Origin of the sequence: Enterobacter sp. BNK-22, from assembly GCF_048684805.1 — a bacterium.
Lineage (GTDB): Bacteria > Pseudomonadota > Gammaproteobacteria > Enterobacterales > Enterobacteriaceae > Enterobacter > Enterobacter quasiroggenkampii.
Genome location: NZ_JBLQTT010000001.1, coordinates 1785978 through 1806409, shown reverse-complemented (window position 1 = coordinate 1806409; position 20432 = coordinate 1785978). Strand labels below are relative to the sequence as shown.

19 protein-coding genes are annotated in these 20432 nt (G+C 55.9%); 16 read left to right on the top strand and 3 right to left on the bottom strand.

The annotated features are described in order from the left end of the window. Positions 1–25: 25 nt before the first annotated feature. The 5 genes from flgH to flgL all read left to right on the top strand — a co-directional run bounded on the left by flgH (position 26) and on the right by flgL (position 5471). Positions 26–724 carry a flagellar basal body L-ring protein FlgH gene (flgH, locus tag ACMGGE_RS08510; protein WP_032666985.1) on the top strand — a complete coding sequence of 233 codons (699 nt, stop codon included), beginning with the start codon at positions 26–28 and terminating at the stop codon, positions 722–724. Between the two features lie 12 nt (positions 725–736). After that, a complete protein-coding gene (locus ACMGGE_RS08505; protein ID WP_029740346.1) occupies positions 737–1834 on the top strand; it encodes a flagellar basal body P-ring protein FlgI in 1098 nt (365 codons plus the stop codon). Further along, entirely contained in the window at positions 1834–2787 is a 954-nt protein-coding gene (gene flgJ / locus ACMGGE_RS08500) for a flagellar assembly peptidoglycan hydrolase FlgJ (RefSeq protein ID WP_021240767.1), read from the top strand. Before ACMGGE_RS08505 ends, flgJ begins: the two co-directional genes overlap by 1 nt. Before the next feature lie 75 nt (positions 2788–2862). Beyond that, positions 2863–4503 (top strand): flagellar hook-associated protein FlgK, encoded by a 1641-nt coding sequence (gene flgK / locus ACMGGE_RS08495; protein ID WP_063621370.1) that lies wholly within the window; start codon positions 2863–2865, stop codon positions 4501–4503. Positions 4504–4517: 14 nt separating this feature from the next. Then, complete coding sequence (gene flgL, locus ACMGGE_RS08490) at positions 4518–5471, top strand: flagellar hook-associated protein FlgL (RefSeq protein WP_045910193.1); 954 nt, start codon at positions 4518–4520, stop codon at positions 5469–5471. A gap of 75 nt (positions 5472–5546) precedes the next feature. On the opposite strand, the gene ACMGGE_RS08485 is transcribed toward flgL, so the two are convergent. Next, positions 5547–6761 carry an MFS transporter gene (locus ACMGGE_RS08485; RefSeq protein WP_048027422.1) on the bottom strand — a complete coding sequence of 405 codons (1215 nt, stop codon included), beginning with the start codon at positions 6759–6761 and terminating at the stop codon, positions 5547–5549. A gap of 145 nt (positions 6762–6906) precedes the next feature. On the opposite strand from ACMGGE_RS08485, the gene ACMGGE_RS08480 reads away from it, so the two are divergent. Beyond that, positions 6907–7809, top strand: coding sequence for a LysR family transcriptional regulator (locus ACMGGE_RS08480; protein WP_409337796.1), 903 nt, complete (start codon positions 6907–6909; stop codon positions 7807–7809). A 48-nt stretch (positions 7810–7857) separates the two neighbouring features. Here the strand turns inward: ACMGGE_RS08480 and rne are convergent, their stop codons facing one another. Then, entirely contained in the window at positions 7858–10977 is a 3120-nt protein-coding gene (gene rne, locus ACMGGE_RS08475) for a ribonuclease E (RefSeq protein WP_420293654.1), read from the bottom strand. A gap of 572 nt (positions 10978–11549) precedes the next feature. On the opposite strand from rne, the gene rluC reads away from it, so the two are divergent. Then, on the top strand, positions 11550–12497 hold the full coding sequence (gene rluC, locus ACMGGE_RS08470) for a 23S rRNA pseudouridine(955/2504/2580) synthase RluC (protein ID WP_048027428.1): 948 nt from the start codon (positions 11550–11552) through the stop codon (positions 12495–12497). Positions 12498–12573: 76 nt separating this feature from the next. Here rluC and ACMGGE_RS08465 read toward each other — a convergent pair whose 3' ends face one another. Next, complete coding sequence (locus ACMGGE_RS08465; protein ID WP_045910198.1) at positions 12574–13158, bottom strand: Maf family protein; 585 nt, start codon at positions 13156–13158, stop codon at positions 12574–12576. A gap of 140 nt (positions 13159–13298) precedes the next feature. Here ACMGGE_RS08465 and yceD point away from each other — a divergent pair, with 140 nt between their 5' ends. The 9 genes from yceD to pabC all read left to right on the top strand — a co-directional run bounded on the left by yceD (position 13299) and on the right by pabC (position 20431). Next, positions 13299–13820: a 23S rRNA accumulation protein YceD gene (gene yceD / locus ACMGGE_RS08460; RefSeq protein WP_014883375.1), complete on the top strand. Its 522-nt coding sequence runs from the start codon at positions 13299–13301 to the stop codon at positions 13818–13820. Positions 13821–13836: 16 nt separating this feature from the next. Then, positions 13837–14010 (top strand): 50S ribosomal protein L32, encoded by a 174-nt coding sequence (gene rpmF, locus ACMGGE_RS08455; RefSeq protein WP_003857964.1) that lies wholly within the window; start codon positions 13837–13839, stop codon positions 14008–14010. Positions 14011–14090: 80 nt separating this feature from the next. Beyond that, entirely contained in the window at positions 14091–15125 is a 1035-nt protein-coding gene (gene plsX / locus ACMGGE_RS08450; RefSeq protein WP_063621375.1) for a phosphate acyltransferase PlsX, read from the top strand. A gap of 6 nt (positions 15126–15131) precedes the next feature. Next, complete coding sequence (locus ACMGGE_RS08445; protein WP_008500797.1) at positions 15132–16085, top strand: beta-ketoacyl-ACP synthase III; 954 nt, start codon at positions 15132–15134, stop codon at positions 16083–16085. A 15-nt stretch (positions 16086–16100) separates the two neighbouring features. Then, positions 16101–17030 carry an ACP S-malonyltransferase gene (gene fabD, locus ACMGGE_RS08440; protein WP_045910200.1) on the top strand — a complete coding sequence of 310 codons (930 nt, stop codon included), beginning with the start codon at positions 16101–16103 and terminating at the stop codon, positions 17028–17030. Positions 17031–17042: 12 nt separating this feature from the next. Beyond that, on the top strand, positions 17043–17777 hold the full coding sequence (gene fabG / locus ACMGGE_RS08435) for a 3-oxoacyl-ACP reductase FabG (RefSeq protein WP_008500795.1): 735 nt from the start codon (positions 17043–17045) through the stop codon (positions 17775–17777). 154 nt (positions 17778–17931) lie between these two features. Continuing rightward, positions 17932–18168, top strand: a complete 237-nt coding sequence (gene acpP, locus ACMGGE_RS08430) for an acyl carrier protein (RefSeq protein WP_003857954.1) — start codon at positions 17932–17934, stop codon at positions 18166–18168. Between the two features lie 91 nt (positions 18169–18259). Next, positions 18260–19501: a beta-ketoacyl-ACP synthase II gene (gene fabF, locus ACMGGE_RS08425; RefSeq protein ID WP_045910201.1), complete on the top strand. Its 1242-nt coding sequence runs from the start codon at positions 18260–18262 to the stop codon at positions 19499–19501. A gap of 120 nt (positions 19502–19621) precedes the next feature. Beyond that, positions 19622–20431, top strand: a complete 810-nt coding sequence (pabC, locus tag ACMGGE_RS08420; RefSeq protein WP_045910202.1) for an aminodeoxychorismate lyase — start codon at positions 19622–19624, stop codon at positions 20429–20431. Position 20432 lies beyond the last annotated feature (1 nt).

Sequence of the window (20432 nt, the reverse complement as noted above, 5' to 3'; positions counted from 1 at the left end):
CTCCCTGTTTTCGAAGATGAAGGCAATGCAAAAAAACGCGGCGTTTCGTTATCCGATACTGACTGTTCTGGCCGTCACCCTCAGCGGGTGTGCCTGGATCCCGTCTAAACCTTTGGTCCAGGGTGCGACGACTGCCCAACCCGTTCCTGGCCCTGCGCCAGTGGTAAACGGCTCCATTTTCCAGACCGCGCAGCCGATTAATTACGGCTATCAGCCGCTGTTTGAAGATCGCCGCCCGCGTAACGTCGGCGATACATTGACCATTGTGCTGCAGGAAAACGTCAGCGCGAGCAAGAGCTCGTCGGCGAACGCCAGCCGCGATGGCAAAACGAATTTTGGCTTCGACACCGTGCCACGCTATCTCGAAGGGCTGTTCGGCAACGCGCGTGCTGATGTGAACGCGTCCGGCGGCAATACCTTTAACGGTAAAGGCGGCGCGAATGCCAGCAACACCTTCAGCGGTACGCTGACGGTGACGGTTGACCAGGTACTGGTTAACGGCAACCTACACGTTGTGGGTGAAAAACAGATCGCCATCAACCAGGGCACTGAATTCATTCGCTTCTCGGGCGTGGTTAACCCTCGCACCATCAGCGGCACCAACACCGTTCCGTCCACTCAGGTGGCGGATGCACGCATTGAGTACGTCGGGAACGGCTATATCAATGAAGCGCAAAATATGGGTTGGCTGCAGCGCTTCTTCCTTAATTTATCGCCGATGTAAGCGAGGTGACCCATGTTTAAATCGATCTTCGCCGTGGCGCTCGCGCTGGTGGCTACCTTTGCCCAGGCTGACCGTATTCGCGATCTCACCAGCGTCCAGGGCGTGCGTGAAAACTCGCTGATTGGCTACGGCCTGGTGGTGGGGCTGGACGGTACCGGTGACCAGACGACCCAGACCCCCTTTACCACCCAAAGCCTGAACAACATGCTTTCCCAGCTCGGCATTACCGTGCCAGCGGGAACTAATATGCAGCTGAAAAACGTGGCGGCAGTAATGGTCACCGCGTCCTACCCGGCGTTTGCGCGCCAGGGACAAACCATTGACGTGGTGGTCTCCTCAATGGGTAACGCCAAAAGCCTGCGCGGCGGTACGCTGCTGATGACCCCGCTGAAAGGCGTCGACAGCCAGGTTTATGCGCTGGCGCAGGGGAACATTCTGGTCGGCGGTGCGGGAGCATCCGCAGGCGGAAGCAGCGTGCAGGTGAACCAGCTCAACGGCGGACGGATTACCAACGGGGCGATCATTGAGCGTGAACTGCCGACCCAGTTTGGCGCGGGCAACACCATCAACCTGCAGCTTAATAATGAAGACTTCACGATGGCGCAGCAGATTGCCGATACCATCAACCGCAGCCGCGGCTATGGTAATGCAACGGCACTCGATGCGCGCACCGTGCAGATCCGTACCTCCACCGGCAGCAGCAACCAGGTGCGCATGCTGGCCGATATCCAGAATATGGAAGTGAACGTTCCGGTCCAGGATGCGAAGGTGATCATCAACTCCCGTACCGGCTCGGTGGTCATGAACCGGGAAGTGTCGCTCGACAGCTGCGCCGTGGCGCAGGGGAACCTCTCCGTGACGGTAAACCGCTCCGCGAACGTGAGCCAGCCGAATACGCCATTTGGTGGCGGTCAGACGGTGGTGACGCCGCAAACGCAGATTGATATGCGCCAGAGCGGCGGGTCACTGCAAAGCGTGCGCTCCAGCGCCAACCTGAACAGCGTGGTGCGTGCCCTGAATGCCCTGGGGGCAACGCCGATGGATCTGATGTCCATCCTGCAATCGATGCAAAGCGCGGGCTGCCTGCGCGCCAAACTGGAAATCATCTAATGCTGACCGATAGCAAACTGTTGACCAGTGCAGCCTGGGATGCCCAGTCGCTCAACGAACTGAAAACCAAAGCAGGAAAAGACCCGGCGGCGAATATCCGCCCGGTCGCCCGCCAGGTGGAAGGGATGTTTGTACAGATGATGCTGAAAAGCATGCGCGAAACCCTGCCGAAAGACGGGATGTTCAGCAGTGATTCAACGCGTCTCTACACCAGCATGTATGACCAGCAGATTGCGCAGCAGATGACCGCCGGGAAAGGCCTCGGTCTGGCTGACATGATTGTCAAGCAGACCGAAGCCGCGCAGGGCATTCAGCCTCAGGATCAGCCGCAGCAGGTACCGATGAAATTCGACCTGGAAACGGTGACCAGCTATCAGAACCAGGCTCTGACGCAAATGGTGCGTAAAGCCATGCCGAAAGCCACGGGCAGCGGCGATGAGCCGCTCTCCGGTGACAGCAAAGACTTCCTGGCGCAGCTTTCTCTGCCTGCGCGCCTTGCCAGCGAACAGAGCGGCGTACCGCATCACCTGATTCTGGCGCAGGCCGCGCTGGAGTCGGGCTGGGGTCAGCGCCAGATCCGCAAGGAAAACGGCGAGCCGAGCTTCAACATCTTCGGCGTGAAGGCTACCTCCAGCTGGAAGGGGCCAACCACGGAGATCACGACCACCGAATACGAGAACGGTGCGGCGGTGAAGGTGAAAGCCAAATTCCGCGTCTACAGCTCGTATCTGGAAGCCTTGTCCGATTATGTTGGCCTGCTGAGCCGAAATCCGCGCTATACCGCCGTGACGCAGGCGGCGACGGCGGAGCAGGGCGCTCAGGCGCTGCAAAACGCGGGCTACGCGACCGACCCGAACTATGCGCGTAAGCTCACCAGCATGATCCAGCAGCTGAAATCAATGGGCGAGAAGGTCAGCAAAGCCTATAGCACAGATATTGAAAATCTGTTCTGAAAGTTCTCAAGTCCCGGTGGAGGTTGCCGATAACCTTCATCAGGACTCGTGTCTGAACGTATAAAAGGAACCCCCATGTCCAGTTTGATTAACAGCGCCATGAGTGGCCTCAGTGCTGCGCAGTCGGCACTCAATACCGTCAGTAATAATATTTCAAGCTATAACGTGGCAGGCTATACCCGCCAGACCACGGTGCTGGGCGCATCTAACAGCACGCTGACCGGCGGTGGCTGGGTGGGTAACGGGGTGTATGTCTCCGGTGTCCAGCGTGAGTATGACGCCTTCATCACCAACCAGCTGCGCGCCGCGCAGACGCAGAGCAGCGGCCTGACGACGCGCTACCAGCAGATGTCAAAAATCGACGACGTGCTCTCCGATACCACCAACTCGCTCTCCACCACGCTGCAGGACTTCTTCAAGAGTCTGCAAACGCTGGTGAGCAACGCGGAAGACCCGGCGGCACGTCAGACGGTGCTGGGTAAAGCGGGCGGTCTGGTCAATCAGTTTAAAACCAACGATCAGTATCTTCGCGACCAGGATACGCAGGTGAATACCGCGATTAGCACCAGCGTTTCTCAGATCAACAACTATGCCAAACAGATTGCCAATCTGAACGATCAGATTTCCCGTCTGACCGGCGTCGGCGCGGGCGCATCGCCTAACGATCTGCTTGATCAGCGCGATCAGCTCGTCAATGAGCTGAACAAAATCGTCGGCGTGGAAGTCTCTGTCCAGGATAGCGGCACGTTTAACATCTCTTTCGGCAATGGTTACAGCCTGGTACAGGGCAGCAAAGCCAACCAGCTGGCTGCCGTGAAGTCGAGTGCCGATCCGACCCGTACTACCGTGGCCTATGTCGATGACGTGGCCGGGAACGTCGAGATCCCGGAAAAAATGATCACCACCGGTTCATTAGGCGGTTTACTGACTTTCCGTACGGAAGATCTGGATAAAGCCCGTAATACCCTGAACCAGATGGCGCTGGCCTTTGCCGATTCGATGAACACGCAGCATGAAGCCGGTTTTGACGCAAACGGTGATGCGGGCGGTAAGCTGTTCAACTTTGGTTCTCCGGCGGTGCTGTCCAACAGCAAGAACGGCGGATCGGCGGTTGTTACGGCCTCTGTGACGGACAGCAAACAGGTCCAGGCGACAGACTATAAGCTGCAGTTCAACGGTACTGACTGGACGATCACCCGTACATCAGACAAAACCAGCTTTACGATGAGCCCGGATGCCAGCGGCAATCTGTCGTTTGATGGTCTTAACGTCAACGTGAGCGGCACGGCAAATACCAAAGACAGCTTTACCGTGAAGCCGGTTTCCGACGTCATCATGAACATGGATCTGGCGATCAGCGACGAGTCCAAGCTGGCGATGGCGTCAGTGCAGAACGGCGGCGAAAGTGATAACCGTAACGGCCAGAAACTGCTCGATCTGCAAAACGCGAAAGTCGTGGGGGGCAACAAAACCTTCAACGATGCGTATGCCTCTCTCGTCAGTACCGTGGGTAGCTCAACGGCGTCACTGAAGGTGAGCAGCCAGACGAAAGCTAACGTAGAGACGCAGTTAATCAAGCAGCAGCAGACCATCTCTGGGGTAAACCTCGACGAAGAGTATGGCAATTTGCAGCGTTATCAGCAGTATTACCTGGCGAACGCCCAGGTTCTCCAGACTGCCAGTACGCTCTTCGATGCAATTATCAACATTCGTTAAGGTTGAGGTGAACAATGCGTATTAGCACCCAGATGATGTATGAGCAGAACATGCGTGGGATCACCGATTCCCAGAGCAGATGGCTGAGCTACGGTGAACAGATGTCCACCGGCAAGCGCGTCAACCGTCCGTCGGACGATCCTATCGCCGCGTCGCAGGCCATCGTTCTGTCACAATCGCAGTCGCAAAACAGCCAGTTCGCGCTTGCGCGTACCTTCGCCACGCAAAAAGTCTCGCTGGAAGATAACGTGTTAACTCAGGTGAACACCGCGATCTCAAGCGTGCGCGAGAAGCTCGTTTACGCCTCGAACGGTACATTAAGCGATGACGACCGTCTTTCTCTGGCGACCGATATTCAGGGGATCCGCGATCAGCTTATGAACCTGGCTAACACAACGGATGGTAATGGTCGCTTTATCTTTGCGGGATATAAAACCGAGAGCGCACCGTTTGATGCCGCGACCGGGGATTATAACGGCGGCGCTGAGGCCATCACGCAGCAGGTTGATACGGCGCGTAATATGGCCATTAGCCATACCGGGCAGCAAATTTTCGAAAGCATTACCAGTAATGCGGAACAGCTGCCGGGCGGTGGATATGGCGAGACGAACATGTTCAAAATCCTGGATTCTGCGATTGCGTCGCTGAAGACGCCGATTGAGAACGATCCGGCTGCCGCAACGGCGCAAAGCCAGGTGATTGCCAATGCGCAAATCGGCATCAAAAACTCCCAGAACAATATTCTGACGGTCGTTGCGGATGTGGGCACCAAGATGAACGAGCTGGAAAAACTCGATACGCTGGGCGATGACCGCGCGCTGGGTCAGACCAAGCAGATGAGCGACCTGGTTGATGTCGACTGGAACGAAGCGATTTCCTCTTACACCATGCAGCAGGCGGCCTTGCAGGCGTCTTATAAAGCGTTTAGCGATATGCAGGGCATGTCTCTGTTCCAGCTGAACAAATAACATCTTGACCTCTTGGAACATGTCTTGAAACTGGGCATGTTTTACTGCCCAATCCGTCTGGATTGGGCATTTTTTTTATGCGGCTTCCGCCGGTACGGAGGCGACACGCGCGCTTTCTATCAGACGGATGACCAGCGCAATGACGCCACAGACGGTGGCCAGCGCGACCACGCCCGTCCAGCCAGCCAGCGAGTAGATATTGCTGCCTAACGCGGATCCCAGCGCCATCCCGATAAAGACCACCGTAAAGAGCAGGGCGTTGAGACGACCACGCGCCTGCGGTTCTAGGCTGTACACCAGGTTCTGGTGGGCGACCAGGCTGGATTGCAGGCCCAGGTCGAACCCGACGGCAGAGATGGCGATCAGCATCAGCTGTCCATGAACGCCCAATGCGGGCATCAGGAACATCAGGGCGAAAGAGACGGTTACAAGAACGGCACCAAGCTGCGTGACTTTTCCGGCCCCCAGTTTGTCCGCCAGGCCCCCCGCCAGTGGGGCAGCTAACGCACCCGCGGCACCGGCAATACCAAAACCACCTGCGACGGCACTACCCAGGTGATAGCGTTCCAGCAGCATGACCGCAAGCGTTGACCAGAAGGCGCTAAAGGCAATCGACAGGAAACCCTGAGCCAGTGCGGCGCGGCGCAGTGCCGGATAACGACGCCACAGGTGCTCCATCGAACGCATCAGCGCGGGGTAGCTCAGCGTGGAGTGAATGGCAAAACGGGGAAGCACAAACCACATCATCACCCCGATGAACGCAATGCTCGCCGCCGCCAACTGGTACATGACGCGCCAGCCAAACGCTTCGCCCACCACGCCGCTTACGGTTCTGGATAATAAGATACCCATCAGCAGGCCGGTCATTACCGTGCCCACGGTTTTCCCCTGTTTACCTTCCGGTGCGAGAATGGCCGCGGCGGGGACGATATCCTGCGCCATGGTTGCGGCCATGCCGATGAGCAGGCTTGCCAGCAGAAGAGAATGGATCTGCCCGGTCAGGCTACAGCCGAGAAGAAACAGCGCCAGCGCCGCGCTTTTGATCAGAATTAAGGTCCTGCGGTCGTGGCGATCGCCCAGAGGAAGCAGGAACAGGATGCCGAGCGCGTAGCCTGCCTGCGTTAATGTTGGCACCAGGCCCATACCTTCAATGCTCAGATGCAGGTCAGCACCCATCAGCGGCAGCAGGGGCTGCGCGTAATAGATTGATGCCACGCTGAAGCCAGCCCCCAGAGCCAGCATAAAAATCACCCAGCGGCTTACAGCATGGGGAGTTGTTGTTGTGTTCATAAGTTGTTCCTCATTCGTCGTGTGCGGCTATTTTTTATCAGTACGCCTTGCGACGGTAGCGGGCCCGGTGGTAAAACGCTTATACGTTAAACGTATAACTGAAAATGCAATGAAAAGAGCTGAGCGTATAGATAGGGTAGAGCTAATGCGGACGTTTGTGCGCATTGTCGAGGCGGGTTCGCTCTCTGCGGCGGCACGGCAGCTGGCAACAACCCAGGCCACGGTAAGCCGACGGTTGCAGTCGCTTGAAACCATGCTGGGCGTGCGCCTGATGTTGCGCACCACCCACACGACGCGGCTAACGGATGACGGCGAGCGCTGCTATCAGCACGCCCGTCGGGTGATCGACAGCTGGCTGGCGCTGGAAGATGAGGTGGGGCAGACGGAAGATGAGCCGGTAGGCGTGCTGCGGGTGCGCGCCCCCCACGCGTTTGGTCAGGACCAGCTTCTGAAACCTGTAACCGAATTTTTGCAACGCTATCCCCAGCTTTCGATTGAGTGGATGCTCAACGATCGGTCGGCAGATTTTCTCGGTGACAATCTTGACTGCGCTATTCGGGTGGGTGTGGAGGTCGATCCGGCGACCGTATCCGTGCTGCTGGCTGAGGTACCGCGCTCGGTGGTGGCCGCGCCAGCGCTGCTGGCCCGCTTCCCGGCGGTGAATACGCCGGAAGATTTGCAGCAGTTTCCCTGGATAGCCATCAGCTCTTTCTACCAGCGCCACGTGGAGCTATTTCACGATGCTTCGCCTGCCACCGCGCGGATTGCTATTACGCCACGCCTCAGCACCGACAGCCTGTATGTTGCACGCAATACGGCACTGACCGGGCTCGGTGTGGCGGTCGTATCAAGCTGGACGGTACAGGATGATATTCGGGAAGGGCGGCTGGTGCATTTGTTGCCGGAGTGGCAGCCAGCGGCGCTACCGGTGCATCTGGTTTATCCCTGGTCCCGTTATTATCCGGCACGCTTGCGGCGTTTTCTTGAGCTGATGCGGCAGGTCATGCCGGAGGTGACCGGAATGAGGAAGCCCGTACAGCAGCCATAAAAAAAGCCGACCTTAAGGTCGGCTTTTTACTTTCAGCGTTGTTTGTCGTTATTCGACAGACTGTGGACGCGTCGCGGGTGCAGTCGCCTGGTGCGTTGCACTGTGACCACCGGCTGCGCCTTTACCGTCGAAGCTGAAGGCCGGGCGAACCCAGTCGCTGTGACGCGGTGCTTCAGGCACGTAATCCGGCGCCGGAGCGCGGGTCATCGGTGCTGTCGCCACGTGGGCAGCGGCTGGTGCAGAGACAACCGGCTCAGGTTTCACTTCAGGCGCTTTCGGTTCTTCAACAACCGGTTCAACCTCAATCTCAACGTCCTGAACGATTTCTTCAGTGGTCGTTTCGACGATGGCTTCAGCGGTGTCTTCCACGGCGGCTACAGGTTCAGCTTCTTCAGCGATTTCCTCAGCCACCACCACATCTTCTTCAGCAATAAGCTGCGGTGCGGCATCAACCGGCGCGGCAATCACTTCCGGATGCGTGGTTTCGACCTCAGCTGCCTGAGGTGCTTCCGCTTCAACAACCTCAGGTTCAACCACGGTTGCCGCTTCAGTCACAACGTCTTCTACCGCTGCCGCAGGTGCAATGATCTCTTCCGCAACTGGCTGTTCTTCAACAACCTGCTCCGGACGCGCTACCGGGTAGCGGATCCAGACTTTGCCGGAAGCCATTTCTGGCGAAGCACAGGCAATGGTCAGTGGCATTGGCGACTGAGTCGGGTAACGCTCGTCACGATAGCGGCGACGGCGCTGACCGCTGACGCGCAGATGACGTGGGGAACGACGTGAACGGCGCGGCATGCCGGCGTTATCACGGTTTTCACCGTTTTCATCCTGCTCAACGTTGTTATCAACGACCGCTGGCAGGTCAACTTTTGCCAGCTGCGTGCCGGTTGCGCTCTCGCGGCTTTCAACCGCGACGATTGCTGACTCTTCGGTTGCCTCGGAGGCGAAGCGGACTTTCTGAGCAAGCTGGCGCTGCTTACGACGCGGCATGACCTGAGTACGTTCTTCCTGCTCGCCGTCCTGCTGTTCAACAGGCTCTTCGCGGTTCAGGTTTTTGACTTCCTGCTGTGCCTGACGCTTCTCGTCGTTACGGCGACGGTTGCGTTCACGGCGCGGCTGCTGGTCGTCACGCTGTTTGCTCTTCTCAGACTCATCGCCCGCCTGCTGGCGAATTTCACGATCTTCAACATTCTGCTGCTGTTTCTCGCGACGGTTGCGACGATTGTCTTCGCGTTGCTCACGGCCTTCATTGTTCTCAGAGCGGTTGTCACGGTTGTCACGACGCTCGCTGCGGTCATTACGATCGCTACGGTCATTACGGTCGCGGCGGTTGTTCTGACGCTTACGGCGGTCCTGCTGACGTTCAGGCTTGGCCGCTTTTGGCTCTTCTTTCGGCTGCTCTGGCTGAACTTCCTCACCGGCAAACATTTTCTTCAGCGCGCCGAAGAAGCGGCTCAGCAGACCCGGCTGCGCCGGCTGGGCTTTCGCTGCCGTTGCTTCTGGTTTCTGCGCCGCAGGTTTGGCCGCTGGTTTTTCCAGGGCTGCTTCCGGTGGGGCTTCTGGCATGATGAAGGTTGCTAACGCAGGCTGCTCTGGCAGTTTACGCTCTGCTGGCTCTTCATCTGAAGGCAGGGCCATCTCTTCTTCGTGCAGCTTCGGCAGCAGGTAGCTGAGCGTTGACGTCTCTTCGCCTTTACGGACACGCAGCACGTGATAGTGCGGGGTTTCCATCTGATCGTTTGGCACGATGATGCAGCGAACGCCACCCTGACGCGCTTCAATGGCACTGACCGCTGCACGTTTTTCGTTCAGCAGGTAAGAGGCAATTGGCACAGGGACAATCGCGTGCACCTCTTTGGTATTCTCTTTCAGCGCTTCTTCTTCAATCAGACGCAGAATCGAGAGGGACAGCGATTCGTTATCACGCACGGTACCGGTGCCGGAGCAGCGCGGACAAACGTGATGGCTGGACTCACCCAGCGACGGGCTCAGACGCTGGCGGGACATTTCCAGCAGGCCAAAGCGTGAGATATGGCTGATCTGGATTCGCGCACGATCCTGACGCACCGCTTCGCGCAGACGGTTTTCTACTGCACGCTGGTGGCGAACAGGGGTCATGTCGATGAAGTCGATAACAATCAGACCGCCCAGGTCGCGCAGGCGGAGCTGGCGGGCGATTTCATCAGCGGCTTCAAGGTTGGTGTTGAAGGCGGTCTCTTCGATATCGCCACCGCGCGTTGCGCGAGCGGAGTTGATGTCGATAGCGGTCAGTGCTTCAGTGGTATCGATAACGATAGAACCGCCGGACGGCAGGCGCACTTCACGCTGGAAGGCGGATTCAATCTGGGATTCGATCTGATAGTGGCTGAACAGCGGGATTTCACCGGTGTACAGTTTAATTTTGCTGGTGAAATCCGGACGACCCAGCGCGGCGATGTGCTGGCGGGCCAGCTCAAGCACTTTCGGGTTATCGATCAGAATCTCACCGATGTCCTGACGCAGGTAGTCACGGAAGGCACGCACGATCACGTTGCTTTCCTGGTGGATCAGGAACGGAGCAGGGCGGCTTTCCGCTGCTTTCTGGATGGCTTCCCAGTGCTTCAGACGGAAGCTCAGGTCCCACTGCAGCGCTTCGGCGGATTTGCCGACGCCCGCGGTACGCACGATAAGCCCCATGCCATCAGGCAGTTCAAGGCTTGCCAGCGCTTCTTTCAGTTCGGTACGGTCATCACCTTCGATACGGCGAGAGATGCCACCCGCACGCGGGTTGTTAGGCATCAGCACCAGATAGCTCCCTGCCAGGCTGATAAAGGTAGTCAGTGCGGCGCCTTTGTTGCCACGCTCTTCTTTATCAATCTGAACGATAACTTCCTGACCTTCACGCAGAACATCTTTGATGTTTGGTCGGCCATGGGCGTTGTAGTTTGCAGGGAAATATTCGCGGGCGATTTCTTTCAGAGGGAGGAAACCATGACGCTCAGCACCGTAATCGACAAATGCAGCTTCAAGGCTTGGTTCAATGCGGGTGATTTTACCTTTGTAAATGTTCGCTTTTTTCTGTTCGTGTCCAGGACTTTCGATATCCAGATCGTACAGGCGCTGCCCATCCACAAGGGCGACACGCAACTCTTCTTGCTGAGTTGCGTTGATTAACATTCTTTTCATCGTAACTTACTCGTTATTCTTACATTGACGACAAAGCTGCGGGCAAGGTGACGCTTTCCGGGGTATGAACCGATGGCCTCGTGTCTGTTCACGTCGCCAACCTCACGGTTGTCGCTCGCTTAAGAGGCGCAGAGTGTCGGTTGCCTGTATTTCATACGGAAACACAGCGCAATTATCAGGGGAATTGCCTGGGTAGAACTCTCCAGAGAACAATCCTTATACCGGGAAGTACTGCAACCCGCAGCCCGCTAACTGCCTGAAAGATCAATACGTCTTACGCCATTGCTGCGTGGATGATCGGTCAGACAAAATTGGTCATTCCGTCAACATCCTTACTTAACCAGGATTTAACACGGAAAACAGCCTCATTATTCCACTGCTCGCCGGGTTATAGCAAGATGACTTTTACCAATTATCACCCGGTTACTCACAGTTTCTTCACTTCAGAATGGCGATTGGTTTAATAACCACCAAATCGGTTGCGCGAAACGGGGGACAGGCCGGATAAAAGTAAATATAAGCATAGAAAAATGAGTGGCGCTAATGGCTGTCGATATTTAGAATCGCCAACCATGAAAACAGAGACTCCAGCCGTAAAAATGGTTGCCATCGCCGACGATGAAGCGGGGCAACGTATCGATAACTTTTTGCGTACCCAACTGAAAGGGGTGCCAAAGAGCATGATTTATCGCATCCTGCGTAAGGGCGAGGTGCGGGTTAACAAAAAACGCGTGAAGCCTGAGTATAAGCTCGAAGCCGGTGACGAAGTGCGTATTCCGCCGGTGCGCGTGGCAGAGCGTGAAGAAGAGACCGTTTCACCGAAGCTGCAGAAAGTGGCGGCCCTGAGCGATGTCATCCTTTACGAAGACGACCATATTCTGGTGTTGAATAAACCGTCAGGAACGGCAGTCCATGGCGGTAGCGGTCTGAGCTTCGGCGTGATTGAAGGGCTGCGTGCCCTGCGTCCGGAAGCGCGCTTCCTTGAGCTGGTGCACCGTCTTGACCGCGACACTTCAGGCGTACTGCTGGTGGCGAAAAAGCGTTCCGCGCTGCGTTCGCTGCATGAACAGCTGCGTGAAAAAGGGATGCAGAAAGACTATCTGGCGCTGGTGCGCGGCCAGTGGCAGTCCCATGTAAAAGTGGTGCAGGCGCCGCTGCTGAAGAACATTCTGCAAAGCGGTGAGCGTATTGTCCGCGTGAGCCAGGAAGGGAAACCGTCTGAGACGCGCTTTAAGGTTGAAGAGCGCTATGAGTTTGCCACGCTGGTGCGCTGCAGTCCGGTGACCGGTCGTACCCACCAGATCCGCGTGCATACGCAGTTTGCAGGGCACCCCATCGCGTTTGATGACCGCTATGGCGACCGCGAGTTTGATAAGCAGCTGGCGGGGACGGGACTGTCGCGTCTGTTCCTGCATGCGGCAGCACTGAAGTTTACCCATCCGAATACTGGTGAAGTGATCCGTATTGAAGCGCCGCTGGATGAGCAGCTGAAACGCTGTCTTAAGGTTTTGCGCGGCTGATTTTGCCCGGCGGCGCTGCGCTTGCACGGGCCTACGGTTTTGTAGGCCGGGTAAGCGCAGCGCCACCCGGCGAAGGTCACATCGTCAGCGGATTACACTCTTCTCGCCGTAACATCTGACACAAGGCAATCAGCGGTAACCCCACCAGGGTGTTGGGATCGCGACCGTCCAGCTTGTCGAACAGCGCAATCCCCAATCCTTCACTTTTAAAGCTCCCCGCGCAGTTCAGCGGTCGCTCACGGCGCACATAATCCATAATCTCTTGCTCGCTGAGATGACGGAAGTGTACGTCGAACGGCTCGCACTCGGTTTGCAGATGGCCTGACGCGGAGTTATAGAGGGCCAGGCCCGTATAGAAGGTCACGATAGTACCGCGCGCACGCAGAAGCTGCTGGCAGGCATTTTCCTCAGTATGGGGCTTGCCGGTGATTTCGCCGTCCAGCACGCAAACCTGATCGGAGCCTATAATCAAATGCGAAGGATAGCGTGTGGCCAGCGATTGCGCCTTCTCCTTAGCAAGACGCGTCACCAGATGGCGCGGTGACTCGCCCGGCAGTGGCGTCTCATCCACCTCTGGCGCGGCGCATTCAAACGGGATCCCGAGCTTTTCCAGCAGCATTCGGCGGTAGGGAGACGTGGAAGCAAGGACGAGATTTGGCATATTTTTATCACCAGATATAGCGTATCGATGCCAGCCATTTTAAACTACAGGCCGCAATGTGTGCGAATAATTGGCAAAAGGCAGCTCTGGTTGCCTTTTTCTTTGACTCTATGACGTTACAAAGTTAATATGCGCGCCCTATGCAAAAGGTAAAATTACCCCTGACTCTTGATCCGGTTCGTACGGCTCAAAAACGCCTCGATTACGAAGGTATCTATACTTCCGATCAGGCTGAGCGTATTGCCGAATCCGTAGTCAGTGTGGACAGTGATGTAGAATGCTCCATGTCGTTCGCTATCGACAACCAGCGTCTCGCCGTTTTAACCGGTGATGCAAAGGTGACGGTAACGCTCGAGTGTCAGCGTTGCGGGAAACCGTTTGTACAGCATGTTCACACAACGTATTGTTTCAGTCCGGTTCGTTCTGACGAACAGGCTGAAGCACTCCCGGAAGCGTATGAGCCGATTGAGGTTAACGAATTCGGTGAAATCGATCTTCTGGCTCTGGTTGAAGATGAAATCATCCTCACCTTGCCAGTGGTTCCGGTGCATGATTCTGAACACTGTGAAGTGTCCGAGGCGGACATGGTCTTTGGGGAACTGCCTGATGAAGCGCAAAAACCAAACCCATTTGCCGTATTAGCCAGCTTAAAGCGTAAGTAATTGAGGAGTAAGGTCCATGGCCGTACAACAGAATAAACCAACCCGTTCCAAACGTGGCATGCGTCGTTCCCATGACGCGCTGACTGCAGTTACCAGCCTGTCTGTAGACAAGACTTCTGGTGAGAAACACCTGCGTCACCACATCACCGCTGACGGTTTCTACCGCGGCCGCAAGGTTATCACTAAGTAATCACGCGTCAGCGTGATTAGGCTTAGTGAGGAGCTCCCCGTGCAAACGGGGAACTTACCGAACCAGGCTGCGACGATACCTTGACACGTCTAACCCTGGCGTTAGATGTCATGGGGGGAGATTTTGGCCCTTCCGTGACAGTGCCTGCAGCATTGCAGGCACTGAATTCTAATTCGCAACTCACTCTTCTTTTAGTCGGCAATCCCGACACAATCACGCCATTACTTGCAAAAGCTGACTTTGAACAACGTTCACGTCTGCAGATTATTCCTGCGCAGTCAGTTATTGCCAGTGATGCCCGACCCTCGCAGGCGATTCGTAATAGCCGCGGCAGCTCGATGCGGATAGCGCTGGAGCTGGTGAAAGAAGGTCGAGCCCAGGCTTGCGTCAGCGCGGGAAATACCGGCGCGCTGATGGGGCTGTCGAAATTATTGCTCAAACCGATTGACGGTATTGAGCGTCCGGCGCTGGTGACGGTGTTGCCGCATCAGCAAAAGGGCAAGACGGTGGTGCTCGATTTGGGCGCAAACGTCGATTGTGATAGTACAATGCTGGCTCAGTTTGCCGTCATGGGATCGGTGCTGGCAGAAGAGGTGGTCGGGATCAACACTCCCCGTGTTGCGTTACTGAACATTGGTGAAGAAGAGACTAAAGGCCTGGACAGCATTCGCGAAGCAGCTGAATTGCTCAAACAGGTTCCCTCCATCAACTATATTGGTTATCTCGAAGCCAATGAGTTGTTGACGGGTAAAACGGATGTTCTGGTGTGCGATGGCTTCACCGGGAACGTGACGTTGAAAACCATGGAAGGGGTCGTGCGGATGTTTCTTTCTCTGCTGAAATCACAGGGAGAGGGCAAAAAAAGCGCCTGGTGGCTGATTTTATTGAAGCGTTGGTTACAAAAGAGCCTCACGCGGCGATTCAGTCACCTCAACCCCGACCAGTATAATGGCGCCTGTCTGTTAGGATTGCGCGGCATCGTGATTAAGAGTCATGGCGCCGCCAATCAGCGAGCATTTGCTGTCGCGATTGAACAGGCAGTGCAGGCGGTGCAGCGACAAGTCCCTCAGCGGATTGCCGCTCGCCTGGGATCTGTATTAGCTAAAAGTGACTGAGCGTACATGTATACGAAGATTTTAGGTACCGGCAGCTACCTGCCAAAACAGGTGCGTACCAACGCCGATCTGGAAAAAATGGTAGATACGTCTGACGAGTGGATTGTCACGCGCACAGGTATCCGTGAACGTCGTATTGCCGCGCCAGACGAAACCGTGTCGACCATGGGTTACGAAGCCGCACAGCGTGCTATCGAAATGGCGGGCATTGATAAAGAACAGATCGGTTTGATCGTGGTGGCCACGACGTCTGCCACGCATGCTTTCCCAAGCGCGGCGTGCCAGGTGCAAAACATGCTCGGCATTAAGGGCTGCCCGGCGTTTGACGTCGCTGCCGCATGCGCAGGTTTTACCTATGCGCTGAGCGTAGCCGATCAGTACGTGAAGTCCGGTGCCGTTAAATATGCGCTGGTGATCGGTGCTGACGTGCTGGCGCGTACCTGCGATCCGACCGATCGCGGAACGATCATTATTTTTGGTGATGGTGCGGGTGCGGTGCTGCTGGGGCAGTCCGAAGAGCCGGGTATCATCTCTACGCATCTGCATGCTGACGGCAGCTATGGCGAACTGTTGACCCTGCCTAACGCCGATCGCGTAAATCCGGACAACTCGATTTACCTGACGATGGCAGGGAACGAGGTGTTCAAGGTGGCGGTGACTGAGCTTGCGCACATCGTTGATGAAACGCTGGAAGCGAATAACCTTGAACGCTCCGCGCTCGACTGGCTGGTGCCGCATCAGGCGAACCTGCGTATCATCAGCGCAACCGCGAAAAAGCTGGGCATGTCGATGGATAACGTTGTGGTGACGCTGGATCGTCACGGCAACACCTCTGCGGCGTCAGTACCGTGCGCATTTGATGAAGCGGTACGCGACGGGCGAATCAAACGGGGCCAGTTGGTCTTGCTTGAAGCCTTCGGTGGCGGGTTCACCTGGGGTTCCGCGCTGGTTCGTTTCTAGGATAAGGAATAAAAAATGACGCAATTTGCTTTTGTGTTCCCGGGGCAGGGCTCTCAAACCGTTGGGATGTTGTCTGAAATGGCAGCAACCTATCCGGTCATTGAAGAGACTTTCCGTGAAGCTTCTGATGCACTGGGTTATGATTTATGGGCGCTGACCCAGCAGGGTCCTGCCGAAGAGCTGAACAAAACCTGGCAGACCCAGCCCGCGCTGCTGACCGCGTCCGTTGCGCTGTGGCGTGTCTGGCAGCAGCAGGGCGGTAAAGCGCCCGCGCTGCTCGCAGGACATAGCCTGGGTGAATACTCAGCCCTGGTTTGTGCCGGTGTGATCGCGTTTGCTGACGCGGTACGTCTGGTGGAACTGCGCGGTAAATTCATGCAGGAAGCAGTGCCAGAAGGCACGGGCGGCATGTCAGCTATCATCGGTCTGGATGATGCCGCGATTGCAAAAGCGTGTGAAGAGTCTGCTGAAGGTCAGGTTGTCTCTCCGGTTAACTTCAACTCGCCGGGCCAGGTGGTTATTGCCGGTCATAAAGAAGCGGTTGAGCGTGCCGGTGCAGCCTGTAAAGCGGCGGGGGCGAAACGTGCGCTGCCGCTGCCGGTCAGCGTGCCGTCTCACTGTGCGCTGATGAAGCCCGCTGCCGAGAAACTGGCGGTTGAGCTGGAAAAAATTACGTTTAACGCACCGACAATTTCCGTTGTGAACAACGTCGATGTGAAATGCGAAACCGCGCCGGAAGCTATCCGCGACGCGCTGGTTCGCCAGCTCTACAGCCCGGTACAGTGGACCAAAACCGTTGAGTTTATGGCCTCTCAGGGCGTTGAGCATCTGTATGAAGTCGGCCCAGGGAAAGTCCTCACCGGTCTGACAAAACGTATTGTTGACACCCTGACAGCCTCGGCGATTAACGAGCCGGAAGCGATGTCAGCGGCACTCTCGCAATAAAAGAGGAATACCATGAGTTTTGAAGGAAAAATTGCCCTGGTCACTGGCGCAAGCCGCGGTATCGGGCGTGCAATTGCTGAAACACTGGTTGCGCGCGGCGCGAAGGTGATTGGGACAGCAACCAGCGAGAATGGCGCTCAGGCTATCAGTGAATATCTGGGTGCAAACGGTAAAGGTCTGGTACTGAATGTGACCGAACCTGCATCTATCGAATCTGTTCTGGAAAATATTCGCGCAGAGTTTGGCGAAGTGGATATTCTGGTAAACAACGCTGGGATCACTCGCGATAACCTGTTAATGCGAATGAAAGACGACGAGTGGAACGATATTATCGAAACCAACCTGTCATCTGTATTCCGTCTGTCAAAAGCGGTAATGCGCGCTATGATGAAAAAGCGTCATGGTCGTATTATCACTGTCGGTTCTGTGGTTGGTACCATGGGAAATGCTGGTCAGGCTAACTACGCTGCGGCGAAAGCCGGTCTGATTGGTTTCAGTAAGTCGCTGGCGCGTGAAGTCGCGTCCCGCGGTATTACGGTAAACGTTGTTGCTCCGGGCTTTATTGAAACGGACATGACGCGTGCGCTGACTGATGAGCAGCGTGCGGGTACGCTGGCGGCAGTTCCGGCGGGTCGTCTTGGCGACCCTAAAGAAATCGCCAGTGCGGTTGCATTTTTAGCCTCTGACGAAGCGGGTTACATCACTGGTGAGACCCTCCACGTCAACGGCGGGATGTATATGGTTTAACCACGATGAAAAATATTTGCGTTATTAGGGCGAATGGCCTCAAAATAACGTAAAATCGTGGTAAGAACTGCCGGGATTTAGTTGCAAATTTTTCAACATTTTATACACTACGAAAACCATCGCGAAAGCGAGTTTTGATAGGAAATTTAAGAGTATGAGCACTATCGAAGAACGCGTTAAGAAAATTATCGGCGAACAGCTGGGCGTTAAGCAGGAAGAAGTTGTGAACTCCGCTTCCTTCGTTGAAGACCTGGGCGCAGATTCTCTTGACACCGTTGAGCTGGTAATGGCTCTGGAAGAAGAGTTTGATACTGAGATTCCGGACGAAGAAGCTGAGAAGATCACCACCGTTCAGGCTGCCATTGATTACATCAACGGTCACCAGGCGTAAGTGAACATCTCCAGGCGGTCATTCGACCGCCTGAGTTTTATCTTTTTTAGTCCCACGAATCTCTTTTTTTATCCCTCCCTGGAGGACAAACGTGTCTAAGCGTCGTGTAGTTGTGACCGGACTTGGCATGTTGTCTCCTGTCGGCAATACCGTAGAGTCCACCTGGAAAGCTCTCCTTGCCGGTCAGAGCGGCATCAGCCTAATCGACCATTTCGATACTAGCGCCTATGCAACGAAATTTGCTGGCTTAGTAAAGGATTTTAACTGTGAAGAGATCATCTCGCGCAAAGAGCAGCGCAAGATGGATGCCTTCATTCAATATGGAATTGTCGCTGGCGTTCAGGCCATGCAGGATTCTGGCCTTGTGATTACGGAAGAGAACGCAACCCGTATCGGCGCCGCTATCGGCTCCGGGATTGGCGGTCTTGGCCTGATCGAGGAAAACCATACATCCCTGATGAATGGCGGCCCGCGTAAGATCAGTCCGTTCTTCGTTCCGTCCACGATTGTTAATATGGTGGCAGGTCACCTGACCATCATGTTCGGCCTGCGTGGGCCAAGCATTTCTATCGCCACCGCCTGTACGTCTGGCGTACATAACATCGGCCAGGCCGCGCGCATTATTGCGTACGGCGATGCAGATGCTATGGTTGCCGGCGGTGCTGAAAAAGCCAGTACCCCACTGGGTGTCGGCGGTTTCGGCGCGGCCCGTGCGCTCTCTACCCGCAACGATAATCCACAGGCGGCAAGCCGTCCGTGGGATAAAGACCGTGATGGCTTCGTGCTGGGCGACGGTGCGGGCATGATCGTACTGGAAGAGTACGAACACGCGAAAAAACGCGGTGCGAAAATTTATGCTGAAGTCGTTGGCTTTGGTATGAGCAGCGATGCGTATCACATGACGTCTCCTCCGGAGAACGGTGCAGGTGCTGCGCTGGCGATGGAAAACGCGATCCGTGATGCGGGTATTACCCCGGCTCAGATTGGCTACGTCAACGCCCACGGCACATCTACACCTGCAGGCGATAAAGCGGAAGCTCAGGCGGTTAAGTCTATCTTCGGCGAATCTGCCAGCCGCGTACTGGTGAGCTCCACGAAATCCATGACCGGTCACCTGTTGGGTGCGGCGGGTGCAGTAGAGTCAATCTACTCCATCCTTGCGCTGCGCGATCAGGCTGTTCCACCAACCATCAACCTGGATAACCCGGATGAAGGTTGCGATCTGGACTTCGTTCCTCACGAAGCGCGCCAGGTTAGCGGAATGGAGTATACCCTGTGTAACTCCTTCGGCTTTGGCGGTACCAACGGTTCTCTGATCTTCAAAAAGATCTGATCCTGACGTTCCGATCGCACTAAAAAAGGTCCGCTTGCCGGACCTTTTTTATTAAGGCTAATCTTCTTGTCGACTGCATGACATCCTGCCAGACTAAACGTCCACGCATAAGGAGCCACCATGTTTTTAATCAATGGCCTTGAGCAGGACACGCTGCCTGCCAGCGACAGGGCGGTACAGTTCGGGGATGGTTGCTTTACGACGGCGCGCATTCTGGATGGCCATGTTTGCCTTCTGGAAGCGCACATACGACGCCTACAGCATGGCTGTGAAAAGCTCATGATCCCCTTTACGCACTGGGACACCTTACGTCAGGAAATGTGCCAGCTCGCATCGGGGAAGCACAGCGGCGTACTCAAGGTTATCATCAGCCGCGGCAGTGGTGGCCGGGGTTACAGCGCTGCATCTTGTCTCGCCCCAACGCGTATTCTTTCCGTGTCTGCTTATCCCGCGCATTACTCTCGCTGGCGAGAAGACGGCGTCACGCTGACGCTAAGCCCGGTACGACTGGGACGAAACCCGATGCTGGCCGGGATTAAGCATCTCAATCGCCTGGAACAGGTGCTCATTCGTACTCATCTTGAACAGACGGACGCCGATGAGGCCCTTGTCCTTGACAGCGAAGGGTTCATTACGGAATGCTGTGCGGCTAATTTGTTCTGGCGACAGGGCAGGAACGTGTTCACCCCCGCGCTGGATCAGGCTGGCGTGAACGGCATAATGCGCCAATTCTGTTTGCAGCAGCTGGCACACTCTGACTTTCACGTTGTCGAAGTTAACGCAAAGGAAGAGGTGCTACAGACTGCTGATGAAGTCATCATTTGCAATGCGCTGATGCCTGTTGTGCCCGTTCGCGCCTGTGGCCAGCTACGCTGGTCGTCGCGCGAGCTGTTTCAGTTTTTAGCCCCGATATGTGAGCAAACCAGATAGT